10 protein-coding genes and 1 pseudogene are annotated in these 17431 nt (G+C 42.4%); 8 read left to right on the forward strand and 3 right to left on the reverse strand.

All coding sequences use genetic code 11. The annotated features are described in order from the left end of the window. Positions 1–6: 6 nt before the first annotated feature. Positions 7–2370 (forward strand): after-VIT domain-containing protein, encoded by a 2364-nt coding sequence (locus RM347_RS00285; RefSeq protein ID WP_322722061.1) that lies wholly within the window; start codon positions 7–9, stop codon positions 2368–2370. A 54-nt stretch (positions 2371–2424) separates the two neighbouring features. Here RM347_RS00285 and RM347_RS00290 read toward each other — a convergent pair whose 3' ends face one another. Then, positions 2425–2970 carry a hypothetical protein gene (locus RM347_RS00290; protein WP_322722062.1) on the reverse strand — a complete coding sequence of 182 codons (546 nt, stop codon included), beginning with the start codon at positions 2968–2970 and terminating at the stop codon, positions 2425–2427. Between the two features lie 519 nt (positions 2971–3489). Here RM347_RS00290 and RM347_RS00295 point away from each other — a divergent pair. Continuing rightward, positions 3490–4125 carry an esterase/lipase family protein gene (locus RM347_RS00295; RefSeq protein ID WP_322722063.1) on the forward strand — a complete coding sequence of 212 codons (636 nt, stop codon included), beginning with the start codon at positions 3490–3492 and terminating at the stop codon, positions 4123–4125. 42 nt (positions 4126–4167) lie between these two features. Here RM347_RS00295 and RM347_RS00300 read toward each other — a convergent pair whose 3' ends face one another. Next, a complete protein-coding gene (locus tag RM347_RS00300; RefSeq protein ID WP_322722064.1) occupies positions 4168–4599 on the reverse strand; it encodes a VOC family protein in 432 nt (143 codons plus the stop codon). A 766-nt stretch (positions 4600–5365) separates the two neighbouring features. Here RM347_RS00300 and RM347_RS00305 point away from each other — a divergent pair. The 6 genes and pseudogenes from RM347_RS00305 (at position 5366) to RM347_RS00330 (ending at position 15373) form a co-directional block, all read left to right on the forward strand. Continuing rightward, entirely contained in the window at positions 5366–6187 is an 822-nt protein-coding gene (locus RM347_RS00305; protein WP_322722065.1) for a DUF92 domain-containing protein, read from the forward strand. A gap of 343 nt (positions 6188–6530) precedes the next feature. Further along, on the forward strand, positions 6531–7313 hold the full coding sequence (locus RM347_RS00310) for a peptidylprolyl isomerase (RefSeq protein WP_322722066.1): 783 nt from the start codon (positions 6531–6533) through the stop codon (positions 7311–7313). Further along, on the forward strand, positions 7262–9964 hold the full coding sequence (locus RM347_RS00315; protein WP_322722067.1) for a type I secretion system permease/ATPase: 2703 nt from the start codon (positions 7262–7264) through the stop codon (positions 9962–9964). The genes RM347_RS00310 and RM347_RS00315 overlap by 52 nt, the downstream gene beginning before the upstream one ends. Before the next feature lie 746 nt (positions 9965–10710). Next, entirely contained in the window at positions 10711–11016 is a 306-nt protein-coding gene (locus tag RM347_RS00320) for a hypothetical protein (RefSeq protein WP_322722068.1), read from the forward strand. Next, positions 11006–13255 (forward strand): annotated as a pseudogene (locus RM347_RS00325) (S8 family serine peptidase); the annotation flags it as partial. The gene RM347_RS00320 and the pseudogene RM347_RS00325, both read left to right, overlap by 11 nt. Before the next feature lie 384 nt (positions 13256–13639). Further along, positions 13640–15373 (forward strand): S8 family peptidase, encoded by a 1734-nt coding sequence (locus tag RM347_RS00330; RefSeq protein WP_322722069.1) that lies wholly within the window; start codon positions 13640–13642, stop codon positions 15371–15373. 496 nt (positions 15374–15869) lie between these two features. On the opposite strand, the gene RM347_RS00335 is transcribed toward RM347_RS00330, so the two are convergent. Then, positions 15870–17366 carry an HlyD family efflux transporter periplasmic adaptor subunit gene (locus RM347_RS00335; RefSeq protein WP_322722070.1) on the reverse strand — a complete coding sequence of 499 codons (1497 nt, stop codon included), beginning with the start codon at positions 17364–17366 and terminating at the stop codon, positions 15870–15872. Positions 17367–17431: the final 65 nt, after the last annotated feature.

The raw sequence follows: 17431 nt of genomic DNA on the forward strand, positions 1-17431 counted from the left end.
AAATCTATGAATACAGTAAGCGATAAAAACCAACATTTAGGGGGTTTGTACGTCCAATCCCATCAAGGAGAGCAGCTAGTTTTTCCGCTCAAGCATACGGAAGTTATAGCAAAAATTGCAGGTAACTTGTCACGAGTTGAGGTCATTCAAAGCTTTGAGAATCCCTTTAAGCAGCCTTTAGAAGCAGTCTATATCTTTCCATTACCCGATGAGGCGGCGGTGGATGACATGGAAATCAAAATAGGCGATGCCTTCGGCAACCCCTCCGGTGTACGCATCATCAAAGGTAATATTAAAAAACGTGAAGAAGCTGTAGCTATCTACGAAAAAGCCAAACAAGAAGGACGCACCGCCGGACTTCTAGAACAGGAACGAGATAACATCTTTACCCAATCTCTGGCTAACATTAAACCTGGTGAACAAATTGATGTCACAATTCGTTACACCGAAAGTTTAAAATTTGAGGCGGGAAACTACGAATTTGTTTTCCCGATGGTGGTGGGGCCAAGATATATTCCAGGAACGCCGATAGATGGTAGCGGTGACACAGACCAAGTTCCTGATGCTTCTCGCATTACACCACCTGTAGTCTTAGAAGGAACGCGTAGGCGTAGCCTGTCGCAGACATCGCGTCACAATATTAATGTCACAGTAGAAATTGATGCAGGTTTACCAATTTATCAAGTGCGTTCTCCTTCCCATCAATTAGCAATTGAACACTCAGGTAAAATTGTACGGATTCAATTAGCGGGAGAAGATACAATTCCCAACAAAGATTTAATTCTCCGCTATCAAGTTTCTGGCCAAGAAACTCAATCCACAGTATTAACTCAAGCTGACGATCGCGGTGGACATTTTGCAATATATTTGATTCCAGCTTTGGAATATTCTACTGATGAGATTGTCCCCAAAGATGTCGTATTTTTGGTGGATACTTCTGGTTCGCAATCTGGCGATCCGTTATGGAAGTGTCAAGAACTAATGCGGCGATTTATTAATGGGTTAAATCCCAACGATACTTTCACAATTATCGATTTTTCCGATAGAGTCAGACAGTTATCAAAAAAACCTCTGCCGAATACACCAGAAAATCGTGCTCAAGCGATCGCTTACATTAACAATTTACAAGCTGATGGCAGCACAGAAATGCTCAGTGGCATTCGTACAGCCATCAATTTCCCCACACCTATCGGAAGATTACGCAGTGTTGTACTCTTAACCGATGGCTATATCGGCAACGAAAATGAGATTTTAGCAGAAGTACAACAGCACCTCCAACCAGGAAATCGCCTTTACAGTTTTGGTGCTGGTAGTTCAGTTAACCGTTTTTTACTGAATCGCATTGCCGAAATTGGCCGGGGAATATCCCAAATTATTCGTCATGATGAACCCACGGAAGAAGTTGCCGAAAAGTTCTACAGGCAAATTAACAACCCCGTACTCACAAATATTCAAATTTCTTGGCAAGGTGAGACAGAATCGCCTGCCATTTACCCAGCAATAGCACCTGATTTATTCAGCGAACAACCATTAGTTTTGTTTGGTCGAAAACAGGATAGAGTCAGCGGTAATCTGCAAATTTCCGGTATTGCTGCGGGCGGTAAGCACTATGAAAAAACGTTTAACCTCAAATTTGAGGAAACAGGAAATCTTGCTGTAGCGCAGTTATGGGGACGTGCTTGCATCAAAGACTTGATGAATCAAATGGTGAGCTTTGAAACTAAAGCTGGTGTAGAAGCAGTTACAGAAACAGCCTTAACTTATCAACTGCTTTCTCAATACACCGCTTTTGTTGCTGTCAGCGATGACGTGCGGGTTGAACCAGGAAGTGAATATCTGTCTATGCAGGTGCCAGTGGAAATGCCTGAAGCAGTTAGTTACCAAGGAGTGTTTGGCAATGCTCCGGCTGGTGGTTTTGCGCCTCAAATGAAATTCTCAAAGTTATCAGCGCCAGCTTCAGCAGAAGCTCCAGATTTTCTTCGGCAAAGGCGATCGCCACAATCTCCAGTAAGCAAAGAAGTCGAGATATCTTTGAGTCTTGATTTCGAGGAGACGGAACAAGATGAAATATTAGACACAGCCATCAGCCATCAGTTAGAGGTGATCGGCGTTACTGGCTTGGATGACACAGAAATTGCTGACTTAACCCAACACCTTCAACAACTAAACTTTCCTTCAGGCTTCAGTGGTGAAATCGTCTTTGAGTTCAGCGTCAAGAAAGGTCGGGTAGAACGGGTAGTTTTAGATGAGGAAACCTCGACTCTAAAAGATGCAGTTGTAGTGGAGAAAATTAAGCGATCGCTCCTACTTTGGAGAGTTCCCCTATCTACAACTGGTAAACTTGTCTTAATTTTGCGTATTCACACTTAATTGATCGTTACTAGAAAGACACGAAAGAGACGCGAAATTTCGCGCCTCTGTGATTTAACCAGGGGTTTTAACCTGACGTGCCATGTCTAGGTAAACACTCATATTTGCACCTGGACGCCGACGACCATTAGAGCTAGTAACCGAAGGAGCAAGATATTTAGGCGCAAAGGTTGTTTCAGTTGGCTGCTCTTTAATTACTTTGGCTGCTGCGGCTTTTGCATTTTTGCCAGGTTCAACTTTAAGACCTTCAGCAGTCTGGACTAGCTGAACATCGGCTGGTTTGGGATTTTTAGCTGATTTTCCCTTACCTTTAGCCGCGGCGGTTTTTGTTCCGTTCAATGATTCTGGCTTGGATGGAGTTGGTGCTTCTGATGAAATTGTTGACGTTACTTTCTTAGCATTCGATGCAACTGTCTCTGCTACTTTCTTCGCGTTCGATGCTACCTCTTTAGCAGCATCTTTGGCAGCATCTTTGGCTTCGTCCAATTCTAAGAAGTAGCCGTTGCTTTTCTTCTTCCCTGGTAACAGCCCAGTAATGAAGCCCAGAATACCGCTAAAAAAACTCAGAATACCCGAAATTAACTTTTTGATAAAATCCATTACAATTACTCCTGCCTTTTACCTTTTATATTTGGATTAGAACCCGACCGTAATTGTTAAGTATTACGACAAAATGTTACATTTTCTGCTTTACGCCACCCCATTCCGGTGACAACCCTTTTTATAGGCTTGTGCTTAATTAACATTGTAGTAAAACTACAGGGCAAATGTTGTATTGCAAGCACTTGCAACCTGTATACACCGAGAACTAATTATTAAATTTTACTGTAACTAAGAGCAAGATTCTGAAAGCAGGCTTCATAAAAATTAACATTTGTTTGTTTGAAAATTACCGATTGGAGAAAAGTAAGCAGTTTACTCTCAACCAGTGGGAGGAGTGTCATAGCCTGTTGGCAGATGGTGAGACTAATTAGTTAAATTTTATACGAGCTATCTTGGTAAGCATTTCGGTTTTGCAAAAATATCTTTTAAAGAATCCGAAAAGCAATAGTTTCAGTTTGTAGAGCAGTATCTACCTACAAAAGTGATACACACCATTAATCCAGCCAGATTTTGTAAATGAACATTGAAAATCAACAACGCAATCCCGTTTTGTTGATACACGGGATTGACGACACAGAGGCAGTTTTCCATAAAATGAGGGCATACCTCATACAACGAGGTTGGTCTGTATATAGTCTGGATCTAGTTCCCAATAATGGTGATGTGGGTCTTGATGAGTTGGCAAAGCAGGTAGCCGATTATGTTACAGCTACCTTTGCACCAGAACAACGTCTAGATTTAATAGGCTTCAGCATGGGAGGAATTGTCAGCCGTTACTATGTCCAACGACTAGGAGGGATTAACCGCATACAGAGGTTTATCACAATCTCTTCGCCCCATAATGGAACTGTGGTTGCTTATGGTTCCCGGCGTCCTGGTTGCGTACAAATGCGCCCCGACAGCATTTTTCTCAAGGATTTAAATTCTGATGCTGTAATATTGGGGCAGCTAAATTTTACGTCTATCTGGACACCTTATGATTTGATGATTGTCCCAGCGAATAGTTCACAAATGCCCGTAGGACAGGAAGTAATAGTACCAGTTGCTCTACACCCTTGGATGCTGACAGACTCCAGAAGTTTAGCAGTAGTCACAGCAGCTTTAGTAGAGCGTATTAAGCTACCCTTGCTGAAGAAAAAATCCAATCAGTAGCCAGGATGCTTGTTACGCTTATATTTCTTGATTTTTAATTTTTTAAGTCCTATCCCCAATTTGTGTATGTTCGTAACTTCCAAAAATCGCTTCTGGGTGACGATAATACTTGAACTCCATGAGGTTATAAAAGGGATCTTCTAAAAAGAAAGTGCGATGCTCAAGAGGAGAACCAACAAAGCGATTTTTGGTTTCTTCGCGAAAAAGTAGCTGTTGTTGTTGTGCTCTTTCTAGTAAGTCTTGCCAGTCACGTTCTTGAGTAAAAATTAGCCCAAAGTGTCTGGGATAGATAGTGGGTTGCGGTGTCAAGAGTTCTTTGGTGACGTGAGCCACTAGTTGATGACCGTAGAGATTGAGAATCAGGGCGTGACGATTTTCACGACCAGGAATACAGCCCAAGCCATCTACATAATATGCTTTTGTTTGGGCAATATCAGTAACTGGAAAAGCAAGATGGAATAAAGTTTGGCTCATAGCTTGTGCGGAAAAGACTAGTAGTTGATCCTATCTATAATTTATGTTGTTAAGTCTTGATTGTGGTTAACTTGAACACAGTTTTAATTGACATTAACTTATATCTTTATCCTGATGACTAAGATTGGGAACTAGTTTTGAGGCAGTTCTTGCTGGAGGTGAGACAGCGAGGTCTTCTCCCAAAGGGAGAGGCTAGTACCGCAAGGCGGAATTAAAAATTAAAAATTAAAAATTAAAAATGAATACAGCGTAAGCATTTCATTGATTTAGAATGGGTGGTTTATTTCCGCCGTGTTGTACTAGCGCCAAGGGGGTTTCCCCCATGAGCGACTGCGTTCGCCGAAGGCGTTCTCGAAGAGTACCCGAAGGGCACGAGGTAGAAACTCTTTATATCTGATGCGTGAGTCCTGCATTTTGTACTTCACTTAAAAAGCAAACTGCTGTAACTTACAACTTTATTAGGGTGTGTTGAGAACTTAACATAGCTGATGAAAGTGCTTTGGGTGCATTACGCACTCGAAGAGTCCACCCCACTAAACAGAAGTTTTGCATTTTGTTTAATCGACGTTCTTTAGTCAATATTGCAGTGTATATCTAAGACATTGTTTGTAGTTTTACACTCAGCTTTTAGGGCGATGCCTACACTATTGAGTTAATAATACAAACATATTACTTGATCTGGAGAGGTTTCAGAAATTAAGCACTAAGCGTGACAAATTCGTTATTCTGTTGATATTCAGAAAAAATTACGCATAATTAATTGCTGATGTCATCTTTAATTGATTCTGTTAATCCTTGGTTGGTAGCAGTAGGATTAAACACAATTTTATTGGGTTTAGCTTGGATTGCTCCGAAAAAGCTACTTACCCCTGCTGGATTATTCCACGCCTGGTTCCTGGCCATCTTAATTTGGGTAACTCTCGGCTGGCAGGGATATGCAGTAGTGATGTTCTATTTTCTGGTTGGTTCTGGCGTTACCCGCATCGGTATGGCGCAGAAGGAGGCAGAAGGAATTGCTGAAAAGCGTTCTGGGGCAAGAGGCCCAGAAAATGTTTGGGGTTCGGCTTTGACTGGGGCGCTGTGTGCCTTAGGAGTAGGGATGATCAATTCAGGGTTTCTTGTACCTAGCCCCCAATACTTCGACTTCGCTCAGTACAAGTCCCTACCCCCCAATCCCCAATCCCTATTATTGTTAGGCTATGTAGCAAGTTTCAGTACCAAGCTGGCTGACACCACTGCTAGCGAAGTTGGGAAAGCTTATGGTAAAAGTACCTTTTTGATTACCACACTCCAACCAGTGCCTCGGGGTACAGAAGGAGCGGTAAGCTTAGAGGGAACTTTAGCTGGTATTGTGGCTTCTGTAGCGATCGCATTTGTGGGTTGGGGAGTTGGTTTAATCGATCTATTGGGAGTCGCTTGGTGTGTGCTGGCAGCATTTATTGCCACCAACTTAGAAAGTGTGATTGGGGCAACATTGCAATCTAAGTATACCTGGCTGACCAATGAGGTAGTAAATATTTTTAATACATTAATCGGTGCGATCGCAGCTGTGCTACTTGCCTGGACATGGATAAGTTTCATTAAGTAAACCGACGAGAATAAACAATTACTCGTTTAAGTGGGGCATTGGGCACTTGTACTGAGCGCAGCCTCTCCAAGAGTTGTATTGGGCATTGGGCATTGGCAGAAAATAAGCAATCTGCCTTACTACTGCACTACCCCTGATATTTTCAATCCTGTTTTGTCCCCACTAGACTGTAAAAGTGATTATGGCAAATTATTTTATTTACTAGCTATATAATTTTTTGACCATTTAGATGTAATTAGTTCATGGAATCTTTATCATTTTTGACAATTAATGACCAGATGATTTCTATATGATTTAATTTAAAAGTTCTATAAGTGTTTAACCATTTTCACATAATTAGTTCATGGAATCTTTATCATTTTTGACAATTAATGAGCAAATAATTTCTATTGAGCAAGCAGTAAAATACCTGCAAGCCTCTGGAAAATTGGGACAGTTCATTGGGGATATTCTCCGGCAGTACGTAATTGAGGAAGAAATCCGAACCCGAGACGATATTGAGATTGGCACAGCAATAACTGAACAGTCAATTATTGACTTTAGGCTGAAAAATCAACTCACTGACCCCGAAAGTTTTCAAGAATGGTTAAAGACAAATAACACAGATTACGCTACCTTTCACACATCGGTTACTTTTGGTTACAAGTTAGAAAAGCTGAAAGCTGTAGTGACGGAAACAAAACTCCAAGAATATTTTATTGAGCGCAAAATTTTTTTGGATCGGGTAGTACTTTCCCGGATTGTTGTTGATAATCGAGAATTGGCAGACGAACTCCACACCCAAATTGAAGAAGGAGGTAGTTTTGAGCAACTAGCTAAAGAGTACTCACTTTCAGATGACCGAATTGTGAACGGCATGATGGGAATCGTCAGCCGAGGCAGTATGCCAGATGTATTACGGGCAGCTATTGATGTGGCAAGTCCTGGACAATTGGTAGGACCAATAGAAATCGTTGGCAAAGACTCTCCCCAAGGAGAAGGACCGTATGGTTTGTTTCGAGTAGAACAATTTCTGCCAGCGTCTTTAGAAGATACTCAACTAAAGCAAGCACTACAAAATGAGTTGTTTGAGAAATGGCTAGCAGAGAAAATTCAAAAACTGACAGTCAAGTTACAAGTGAGTTAAAAATTCTGGATAATGAATCTTTACGATTAAAAGTGCTAGCTTCTTTACCTTGGAATCAGCCGCCGCTATGCTGGCTGACTCTCGAACAACAATCCCGATTGGAAAATGAGTCCCAAACCCGTCAATATCGTCTTGGAGAAAAAATCTGGTCAAACGATGTCGGCGGTTATCAATTCTTAATTGTGGCTGGGAAAGTTCGCTTGCGGGAAGATGGCATTGGCAAACCTTTAGCAGCCCTAGATGTGGGGGACTGGTTTGGCGACTTCCAAAAGTTGTCTGCGGATTTTAAAGCTGTAGCTGCTAGTAAAGAAGTGGTAGTAGTTTGTTGGGATACTGCGCTGTGGAAAGAATTTTCTAACCCACAAATTCAGGAGTTCTGGCAAGTGTTACCAGTGGATATAGAGGGAGAAAAAGAGACATTTTCCTTCTCTTCCACTCCTTCATTAGCGCCAGCTTCAGAGGGAACTTCCAGCCCCCACAGCCTCCAACCCCAAAGAGGACTTCCAGCCGCCAATCTGATCGTCTCAAATTATCCGTTTGTTGCCAGTTGGAACACCGCTGCTGCTTGTTTAACAATGGTGGCGCAACAGTTAGAAAATTCTGTGCAACTGGAATGGGTGCAGCGTCAACTCAGAGGACAACGCCCAAAACAGGTTGTGGAAGCAGCAGAAAAGTTAGGGTTAGTCTTGCGACGGTTACAAGTGAATTGGGGTGAGTTGCGACAGCTGTCATTTCCAGCTTTACTACTGTGGAATTCTGACTCACCCCAGAGTCCATCCTGGGTAGTGGCTTATGGAGTTAAAGGCGATCGCTTAATTATCGCTAACCCTCTAAATCCGGAACGGACTTGTGAAACCTTGCCGCAGTCCATAGTTGAAGCGTCTTGGGATGGACAATTGTGGCAAGTAGAACTCATATCTCAGCAAGAAACATTTAACCTGAGTTGGTTCACCCCAGCAGTTTGGAAGTATAAGGGATTGCTCACAGAAGTATTGTTAGCATCTTTTACCTTGCAGCTTTTGGGCTTAACAACACCGCTAATTACCCAAGTTGTCATTGATAAAGTAATGGTGCAGGGGAGTTTGCCGACTCTCGATGTGATGGCGATCGCACTTTTGTGCGTAGCCATATTTGAGTCCATACTTGGCATCCTGCGTCTATTCATCTTTACCCATACAGCTCGTCGTCTGGATTTGAGTTTGTCAGCACAGCTGTTTCGCCATCTGATGCGTCTGCCTTTGGCTTATTTTGAGTCGCGGCGCGTCGGAGACACAGTAGCACGAGTCCAAGAACTCGAACAAATTCGTCAGTTTCTCACAGGTACAGCATTAACTGTGATTCTAGATAGCATCTTTGCTGTGGTGTACCTGGCATTGATGTTTTACTATAATATTCCCCTCACCTTTGTCGCCTTAGCAGTATTGCCACTATTTGCAACTTTGACGATAGTTGCAACACCAATTCTGCGTAACTGGCTCAACGAAACCTTTAACCGGAGTGCCGATAGTCAATCATTTCTAGTGGAGACGGTGACAGGGATTCACTCCGTTAAAGCCCATGCAGCAGAACCAGTAGCACGCGATCGCTGGGAAGGCTTATTTGCTCGCTTCATTCGCACAGGTTTTAAAGCCTCTACTACCTCCAATATCAGCAGCAACATTGGTGACTTTCTTACCAATTTTTCCACCATGCTGATTCTCTGGTTTGGTGCCAAGTTAGTCATCGAACAAAAGCTCACAGTCGGACAGCTAGTTGCATTTCAAATGCTGTCTGGTAGAGTCACAGGCCCACTTTTGCGCCTAGTACAGTTGTGGCAAACCCTCCAACAAGTGCTACTTTCTGTAGATCGCATTGGTGATATTCTCAACGTCTCCCCAGAAGCTGAACTGGGAACTGGCCTAGTTTTACCACCGCTTAAAGGACAAGTCACCTTCGAGCAAGTCTTTTTCCGCTACCGGCCGAACTTTGAAGCAATTCTGCGGGGAATCTCTTTCAATGCCGAACCAGGGCAATTTGTTGGCATTGTCGGACGCAGCGGTTCTGGTAAAAGTACTCTGTCTAAGCTATTGCAACGCCTCTATCAAATAGAATCAGGACGCATCCTTATTGATGGTTTTGATATAAAAAGTGCCGATTTAGCTTCACTGCGACAACAAGTTAGTGTAGTTCTCCAAGAAGACTTTTTATTCAACGGTTCCATTTTGGAAAATATCACTCTCGGTACTCCCGACATTACCGCAGAGCAAGTAGTAGAGGCAGCAAGGCTAGCAGTAGCACACGACTTCATCAGTCAATTACCCTACGGTTACGAAACCAATGTTGGTGAACGCGGTACCGCTTTATCTGGAGGACAGAGACAACGTATTGCCCTAGCAAGGCTATTTCTTTCCCAAGCGCCGATTTTAGTTTTGGATGAAGCTACCAGCGCTTTGGATAGTGAAACTGAACAACAAGTACTGCAAAATCTGCAAAAAGTTTCTGCGAACCGTACTGTGTTCCTGATTGCTCACCGCTTTGCTCCCCTCAAACGTGCTGATTTGATTTTGGTGTTGGAACAAGGTGTGATTGCCGAACGTGGTACTCACTCACAGTTGTTGCAGCAAAAGGGTTTGTATTGGTCACTATATCAACGCCAGCAAGCAAATATATAATAGATTTAACCAACTCAAAGCTTGTGGCTGTAAAGCACAGCCTAAATCCAGCTACCATCCCAATTAACGAGACAAGTAGGGCAATTCATGAATTGCCCTCTAATATCGTGTTCGGGTAAAGACTTATCATTTAGACCACAGGGGGCAAGGGGTAGGGAGCAGGGGGCAAAGGGCAGTTCTTGCTGGGGGCACGGGGAAAGAGGCTTTTACGATTTTTGCACAGATGTGGTAATCATAAGTGATTAACCGGACTTAATATAACCCGATTTTTGGCTAAATCTTAAGTATTATTACTTAGGAGCAAATATTTAATTACTTTAGGCTGTCAACAAGGGTCACAGTGTACTAGATAAAAGATAAACGCTTGGCGAGCGGCGTAAGTATACTCTTAGGCGAATGGAGCATAACTCCATTCGTCTTTTAAATTTGATTGCATTTGTTGAGACGGAACATCTATGGCAACTCCCCACATTGCTGGGGTAATCACTTTGATATTTAAGTGCAAAGAAATACCCAAGTGCGTCAGATTGTCACAATGACTACAGAAAATAGTTAGGCATAAAGCAATCTCTTAAGTGTGCATAAAACTGTAATATTACTTGCTAATTACGTGATTTTATAGTTAAGTGTACTTGTAGCACTTGTCTTACAAAAAAAGATATTTTCCGGCTCAATCCCTTACATTTCAAGGATTTGAGTAATTCTTGTGGTGGAATTTACTTAGATACTACGAGGTAAAACTACTCATGCTTTTTAGCAAAGACGGTAACTCCATTAATGAAATTACTAGTATAAAAGCTAGTATTGGGTTATCGAAAACATCTGATATTTTTAATTATGCTAATAATTATTCTGGCTCCAGTTTGAGTGGTATCAATACTTTTAGGTCTAGCGATCGCAGTAGTTACACTGCTTTGGAAATTGCCACTTCTGGAGGTAAGAATCACACGTATGACTACGCTGTTAAGAGTAAAGAAAGCAATAAAAATGATACTCAAGCTATTATAGCTGCGGCTATTCAACCAGACCTGATAGCCCGAAGGCTCCGATAACGTTAACAGTGTTGCCGCAGGTGCTACTAGCTCAGAGACAGCATCGCTTATCATCGCTAATGCGATCGCCACGGGTAACTATTACTTGCTCTATCAAGCTGATGGTGCAGGAAGTGCGATTGAGAGCAATGAAACCAACAACTTTGCTAGCAAAGCGATCGCTATTACCCAAGCAGACTTAATAATACAAAACGCTTTAGCTCCCAGTACAACAGCCGTTGGTAGTACCATTCAACTGAGCTATCAGGTAAAAAACCAAGGTGTTGGTGGTGCTGTTGCAACTACCACCAAGTTTTATTTATCCAAGGATAATGCTTTTAGTAATGATGATGTGTTGTTAGGCTCCGATAGCGTTAACAGTATTGCGGCTGGTGCTACTAGCTCAGAGACAGCATCGCTCATCATCAACAATGCGATCGCCGCAGGTAACTATTATCTGTTGTATCAAGCCGATGCTAATGGCAATATTGGCGAAAGCAACGAAACTAATAACATTGTCAACAAAGCGATCGCTATTAATGGCCCAAAACCAGACCTAGTAATACAAAATCCTTCGGCTCCTGATAGCGCTAACATTGCCACTTCAATTCCACTCAGCTATCAAGTCAAAAATCAAGGTAATGGCAAGGCTACTTTTAGCTCTACATACTTTTATCTTTCCAAAGATGGAAACTTCAGCAATGATGATGTCTATTTAGGTTCTGACTTAATTAATAACTTTAACGATCTTGCACCCTCTGCTGTAAGTTCAGAATCTACATCTTTGTACATTCCCAGCACCATTACCACTGGTAATTACTATCTGCTGTACAAAGCACAGGGATCTGCTTCGTCTTTGAAGGAAAGCAATGAAAACAACAATATTGTTGCCAAAGCAATCACAATTACTGCACCAGATTTGGTCATCCAAAATGCTACATCTGCTAGTAGTGCTGCTATTGGTACTACACTCCTAGTTAATTATCAACTGAAAAACCAAGGTAATGGCAGTGCTGGAGGGAGTAAGACAAGTTTTTATCTTTCACGAGATACAACATTTGGTGATGATGATATCAGTTTAGGTACTGAAATTGAGGGTAGTTCTACTCTGGCACCTTCTGCCGTTACTTCTCGCTCCACATCTATTACGCTTGCTCCTACTATTAGTCCTGGTAAATACTACCTGATATTTAAAGCCGATGGACCAGGAAATATTGTTGAAAGCAATGAAGGTAACAACGGCGTTTACATCAACACACCAATTACCTTGAATCCTGTCAATGGTGGCGGGTTTAACTCAACTACAGGTTATGGCTTAATTAATGCCGCCGCCGCAGTAGCGAAAGCTTTAGGTCAGAGTACGTTTGCTGATGTCCCTGACTTGGGTGGTGATAATTGGGGAGCCGACGCAATTAAAGCACCGGAAGTCTGGGCAAAAGGATACACTGGTCAGGGTGTTATCGTTGCTGTGGTGGATAGTGGAGTAGATTACAATCACCCAGACTTAAACGCTAACACTTGGAAGAATACCAAAGAAATTGCTGGCAACGGCAAGGATGATGACGGTAATGGTTATATCGATGATATCTACGGCTGGAATTTCGTCGGCAACAACAACAATACTTTAGACGGCGACGGTCATGGTACTCACGTTGCTGGCACGATCGCGGCAGTGAAAAATAACTTTGGTGTTACAGGTATTGCCTATAATGCCAAAATTATGCCAGTGAGAGTTTTTGATGATGGTGAAAATGGGTCAGGTTCTAATAGCGCGATCGCAAATGGTATTCGTTATGCAGTCAATAATGGAGCGCGTGTAATTAATCTCAGCTTAGGCGGACCTTCTCCTACCAGTGAAATACTCTCAGCTATTCAATATGCTGTCAGCAAAGGAGCAATTGTCGTCTCGGCAGCAGGTAATGAAAGTGAGTCAGCGCCAGGCTACCCAGCTCGCTATGCTGACAAGTTGGGACTTGCTGTTGGAGCGGTCTATTATGATAGAACACTGACCGACTTCTCCAACCGCGCTGGAACGACTCCACTCGCATACGTTACAGCTCCTGGAGCATACGAAAGCTTTTTTGGTATCGGCATTTACTCGACATATCCTGGTAATAAATATGAATTTCTTCCAGGCACTTCTATGGCGGCTCCTCACGTTGCGGGTGTAGTTGCGCTGATGCTCAGTGCAAAGAAAGACCTAACAGATACTCAAGTGCGTCAGATAGTCACAACTACAGCAGGAAATAGTTTGGTATAGAACAATTCTCAAGTGTGGTTTCTGAAAAGTAAAATATTTGATTTGCTCGCCACCAAGAGGCTCAGATCCCCGATTTCTTCAACAAGTAGGGGATCTTTTTGTTTGTAATTCATTTAGGATTGCTATACATAACACAATTAATTTTTTATTCTACCAATTGATACTTACACTACGAAAAATTTAAGATTTATTGTATTAATTAAGTTCTGAATAAAACTTCTATTATTGATTATGCTTTTTAGTAGTAGAATTAGCATTTTGTTATGAGATTACATAGTAATTATTGACAATGGAGCTTATTCACACATTAAAATCTTTTTCTTGCAAAGATTTTAACGCTTCAATTTGTCAAAAAACGATTGCTATCTTTGAGAAAAAATACTTATGCTCATTGATGATGTTAATAACAATGTGCTGTCAGATAAACCGCTAAATGTCACTTCAATCTCCTCTTTAGATAGCTTTAATCCGAAGGATGACTACAGCCTCAACTTCAGCGGACGTAGTAGCTATAACTCAACAGATGCTGATGTGCAGTTGCAAAATAGTAGTGACTCCGAAAATAACAATAATGCAACTGCTAATGCTTTTAGTACTGGGAGCTATAACTCCACCAATGGCTATGGCTTGATTAATGGAGCAGCAGCAGTCGCTAGAGCTACTGGTCAGAATACCTTTGCTGATGTTCCTGACCTTGGTGGCAATAATTGGGGAGCAGACCTTGTTAAAGCACCAGAAGTTTGGGCACAGGGATACACAGGTCAAGGTGTTGTTGTTGCTGTTGTAGATACTGGGGTTGACTATAACCACGAGGATTTAAAAAATAATATTTGGACGAATGCCAACGAAATTGCGGGTAACGGTATTGATGATGATGGCAATGGCTATATTGATGATAATTACGGCTGGAACTTTGCTGCGAAAAACAACAACACCTTAGATAAAAACGGTCATGGTACTCATGTTTCCGGCACGATCGCAGGAGAAAATAATAACTACGGTGTCACTGGTATTGCATATAATGCCAAGATTATGCCCGTCAAAGTTTTGAATGACTCTGGCTCTGGTTCCTATAGTTCCATATCGAAAGGTATTCGCTATGCTGTCGATAATGGAGCTAATGTGATTAATCTCAGTTTAGGAGGCGCATCTTCCAATCGGACTCTAGAGTCAGCCATTGACTATGCCAGCAGCAAAGGAGTGATTGTCGTCATGGCAGCAGGTAATGATGGTGACTCATCACCAGGCTATCCCGCCCGCTATGCATACAAGTCGGGAATTGCCGTTGGGGCAGTGGATAAGAATAATAACATGCCTGACTTCTCTAACCGCTCTGGAACTAATGAAATCGCTTACGTCACAGCCCCAGGAGTCAAGGTCTACTCCTCAGTTCCAAATAATCAGTATGACAGTTATAGTGGCACGTCTATGGCTACTCCCCACGTTGCTGGTGTAGTTGCCCTGATGCTTAGTGCTAACTCCAGCCTGACTGATGCTCAAGTACGTCAGATTGTCACAGAAACCGCAGGAAATACTACACAAACTACGAACTCTAGTTTTAATATTTCTAATGTCAGTTCTCTAGCGAGTCAAGTAATTGCAGACACAGCAGTAAATAATAGACAAACTACAATCTCTAGTTTTGATATTTCCAATGTCAGTTCTCTGGCAAAGCAGGCGATGTCTGATGACAACCTGCTACGCGTCTATGCACAGACTGCAAATTATCTCACATCACAGACAAGTTCTAGTTTTAATAGTTCTAATTTTGGTTCTCTGATGGGTCAGGCAATTACAGAAACAGCAAAATATCTGACACCAGAAACTATCGCTAGTTTTAATAATACCAATGTCGATTCTTTAATAGGTCAGACGATTACAGAAACAGCAAAATATCTGACACCAGAAACTATCGCTAGTTTTAATAATTCCGATTTTAGTCCTGTAATCGATCAGGCGATGTCTAACGACAAGCTGCTGGGCATCTACGCAGAAACAGCAAAATATCTGACAAATGTGGATAGTAATGAGGATGAGAATAATGTTGATTTTGGCAAACTCCTAGAGGGAATTCAAAAACAAATAGAACAGTACAGAAAATTCTTGGGTATGGCTTGAAAAGTATAGCGATTTGCAGTTGAGTCCAATACTGCTCGGTTAAGAAAATCAACCAACCTCTCCCTGCCTTGAACTAAAGTTCAAGTCTGTCCCTCTCCGACTCGGAGAAGGACGGTTTTGCGTAATAAAACCTCTTAGAGGTCTTTTGGTTAAGCTAATTAGGCAGACAGTATATGAGCCGTCGAATTCACGTTAAACCCTTACGTTTTAGGTCTGGGTTGTGGGATGCGTAGGCTAGCAAAAACCGCAGCGAAAAGTCAAGATGATGCTTTCCGAGGCAAGGTGACAGAAAAGCAACTGATGAGGAACGAAGGCTACCCTGCAAAGAAGCAAGCTACGCATTACCTCTAGTACAGAAGGAGTACCGCCGTTGGTGCACCCTGCCGCAGGTATTTGTTAGCGATAGCGCAGCGTTAGCATTAGCAAGGAACAAGCGTCATTTTTCAAGACGGGCATGGCTTTTGTAATGGTTATGAAAATAGGAGAAGCTACAAACCTACCTAACTGAAAATGCTTCGCTGAATCGCCGTGTCACAGGCTCAGTGATGAATGTCAAAATTGACTTTTTACGAGTGACAATTTCACCTGTAGCAGCCATCCCTGGTGTAAATTCTACATCTTGCCCCCGCACATTAACTGAGTGTTTACTTAGCTTAATTCTTGTAGGAAAAACCAAGCCTAATTCTTTATCAACAATTGCATTGGGGCTAACTTGCACAACTTCGCCATCCACAACGCCAAATTCCTGGAATGGGAAAGTTGCCATTTTCACTTTTGCCTTCATTCCCTGACGAATAAACCCAATATCACGGTTGAGAACTTTCACCTCTAGGAGCATTTCTTCCCCTTCCGGCAAAATTGACAGCAATTCTTCACCAGATTGCACTGGCCCCTTGGTGGCTTTGACTCTGTAAATTGTACCGGCAACGGGAGCTTCAATCGTTTCTAAAGCTTGCTGCTTCCTGGCCTGCTCTAATTGACCTTGAACAGTTGTCAGTTCTTCTTTACGCTTATTGAACTGGGTCAAAATTTCACTTTGGCGTTCTGATGATACACGCTGGGCCTGACTGCGTGCAGCGTTGTAAGCTTGTTCTGCTTGGCGAATTTCCTGGACTTGGGCAGCAATATCTTTTTCTAATGATGAGACTTTATCTTGAGCCTCTGTTATTCTATTCTGGGCGTTGGTCACTTCATCTTGTGCTCTGGTGATTTCTGTTTTTGCACGAGTTAATCTTTCTTGAGCATCCAGGTAATCGACACGAGGTACAGCACCAGGAGTAATTAGAGTGCGTAGGCTTTTTTCCCTTTGTTGTGCAAGTGCCAAATTACTTTCAATTTTAATTCGGATGCTATCTGCGTTGACAAGGTTGGTTTGAGCATTCGCAAAGCTGCTTTTGGCATTAACTAAGTTGTCTTGCAATCGAGTCAAGCGGACTTTAGCTTGATCGATGAGTGCTATTTGGCGATTTGCTTCTGCTTCCGCCGCTGCTTGACGCGCTTGGTAGTCTTGCAGGCGGGAGCTTAAAAGTTCATCTTGTAGTTTCGTTCCAGTAGCTTTGCCTCCGGTGCGTTCTGCATCCAAACGTTGCAAATCATCTTGAATCAATCTAGTAGATTTGGCTAGGCGGGAAACATCGGTTTTTTGCAAGTCTGGATCTTTTTGAATTAGAACTTCACCTTTAGTAACGCGATCGCCTTCTTGCACTTTGACGGCGACAATTGACCCTCCACCCAAGGATGTCACCGGTCTTACCTGTGTGGAAGCAATTAATTCCCCTGGTGCTGTTGCTACTTCATCTATTTGCGAGAAGTACGCCCAAGCGATCGCTCCAAATACGATGACGCTCATCGTTCCCGCTAATAATCTCGTGTACAGGGGTGGTAATTCCTGTACCGCCTTCCCCAATTCATAAGTGAGTTGTTCCTCTGGTTGGGCGAATCGCTCTTTTGTCTGACGTGCTTGAGCAGCATTTGCAGCTAGGGAAGATTTCATTTTTGTCCTTTGTCCTTTGTCCTTTGTCCTTTTTCATTAGTCATTTGCCCTTTGTTATTCACTAA

Source organism: Nostoc sp. ChiQUE02 (assembly GCF_034531305.2).
In the GTDB taxonomy this organism is placed as follows: Bacteria; Cyanobacteriota; Cyanobacteriia; order Cyanobacteriales; family Nostocaceae; genus Nostoc.

Excerpts from the sequence above, each read along its gene's own strand:
- RM347_RS00290 (WP_322722062.1), bottom strand. The coding sequence starts at position 2,970 with ATGGATTTTATCAAAAAGTTAATTTCGGGTATTCTGAGTTTTTTTAGC.
- RM347_RS00335 (WP_322722070.1), bottom strand. The coding sequence starts at position 17,366 with ATGAAATCTTCCCTAGCTGCAAATGCTGCTCAAGCACGTCAGACAAAA.
- RM347_RS00320 (WP_322722068.1), top strand. The coding sequence starts at position 10,711 with ATGCTTTTTAGCAAAGACGGTAACTCCATTAATGAAATTACTAGTATA.
- RM347_RS00295 (WP_322722063.1), top strand. The coding sequence starts at position 3,490 with ATGAACATTGAAAATCAACAACGCAATCCCGTTTTGTTGATACACGGG.
- RM347_RS00310 (WP_322722066.1), top strand. The coding sequence starts at position 6,531 with ATGGAATCTTTATCATTTTTGACAATTAATGAGCAAATAATTTCTATT.
- RM347_RS00300 (WP_322722064.1), bottom strand. The coding sequence starts at position 4,599 with ATGAGCCAAACTTTATTCCATCTTGCTTTTCCAGTTACTGATATTGCC.
- RM347_RS00330 (WP_322722069.1), top strand. The coding sequence starts at position 13,640 with ATGCTCATTGATGATGTTAATAACAATGTGCTGTCAGATAAACCGCTA.
- RM347_RS00285 (WP_322722061.1), top strand. The coding sequence starts at position 7 with ATGAATACAGTAAGCGATAAAAACCAACATTTAGGGGGTTTGTACGTC.
- RM347_RS00315 (WP_322722067.1), top strand. The coding sequence starts at position 7,262 with ATGGCTAGCAGAGAAAATTCAAAAACTGACAGTCAAGTTACAAGTGAG.
- RM347_RS00305 (WP_322722065.1), top strand. The coding sequence starts at position 5,366 with ATGTCATCTTTAATTGATTCTGTTAATCCTTGGTTGGTAGCAGTAGGA.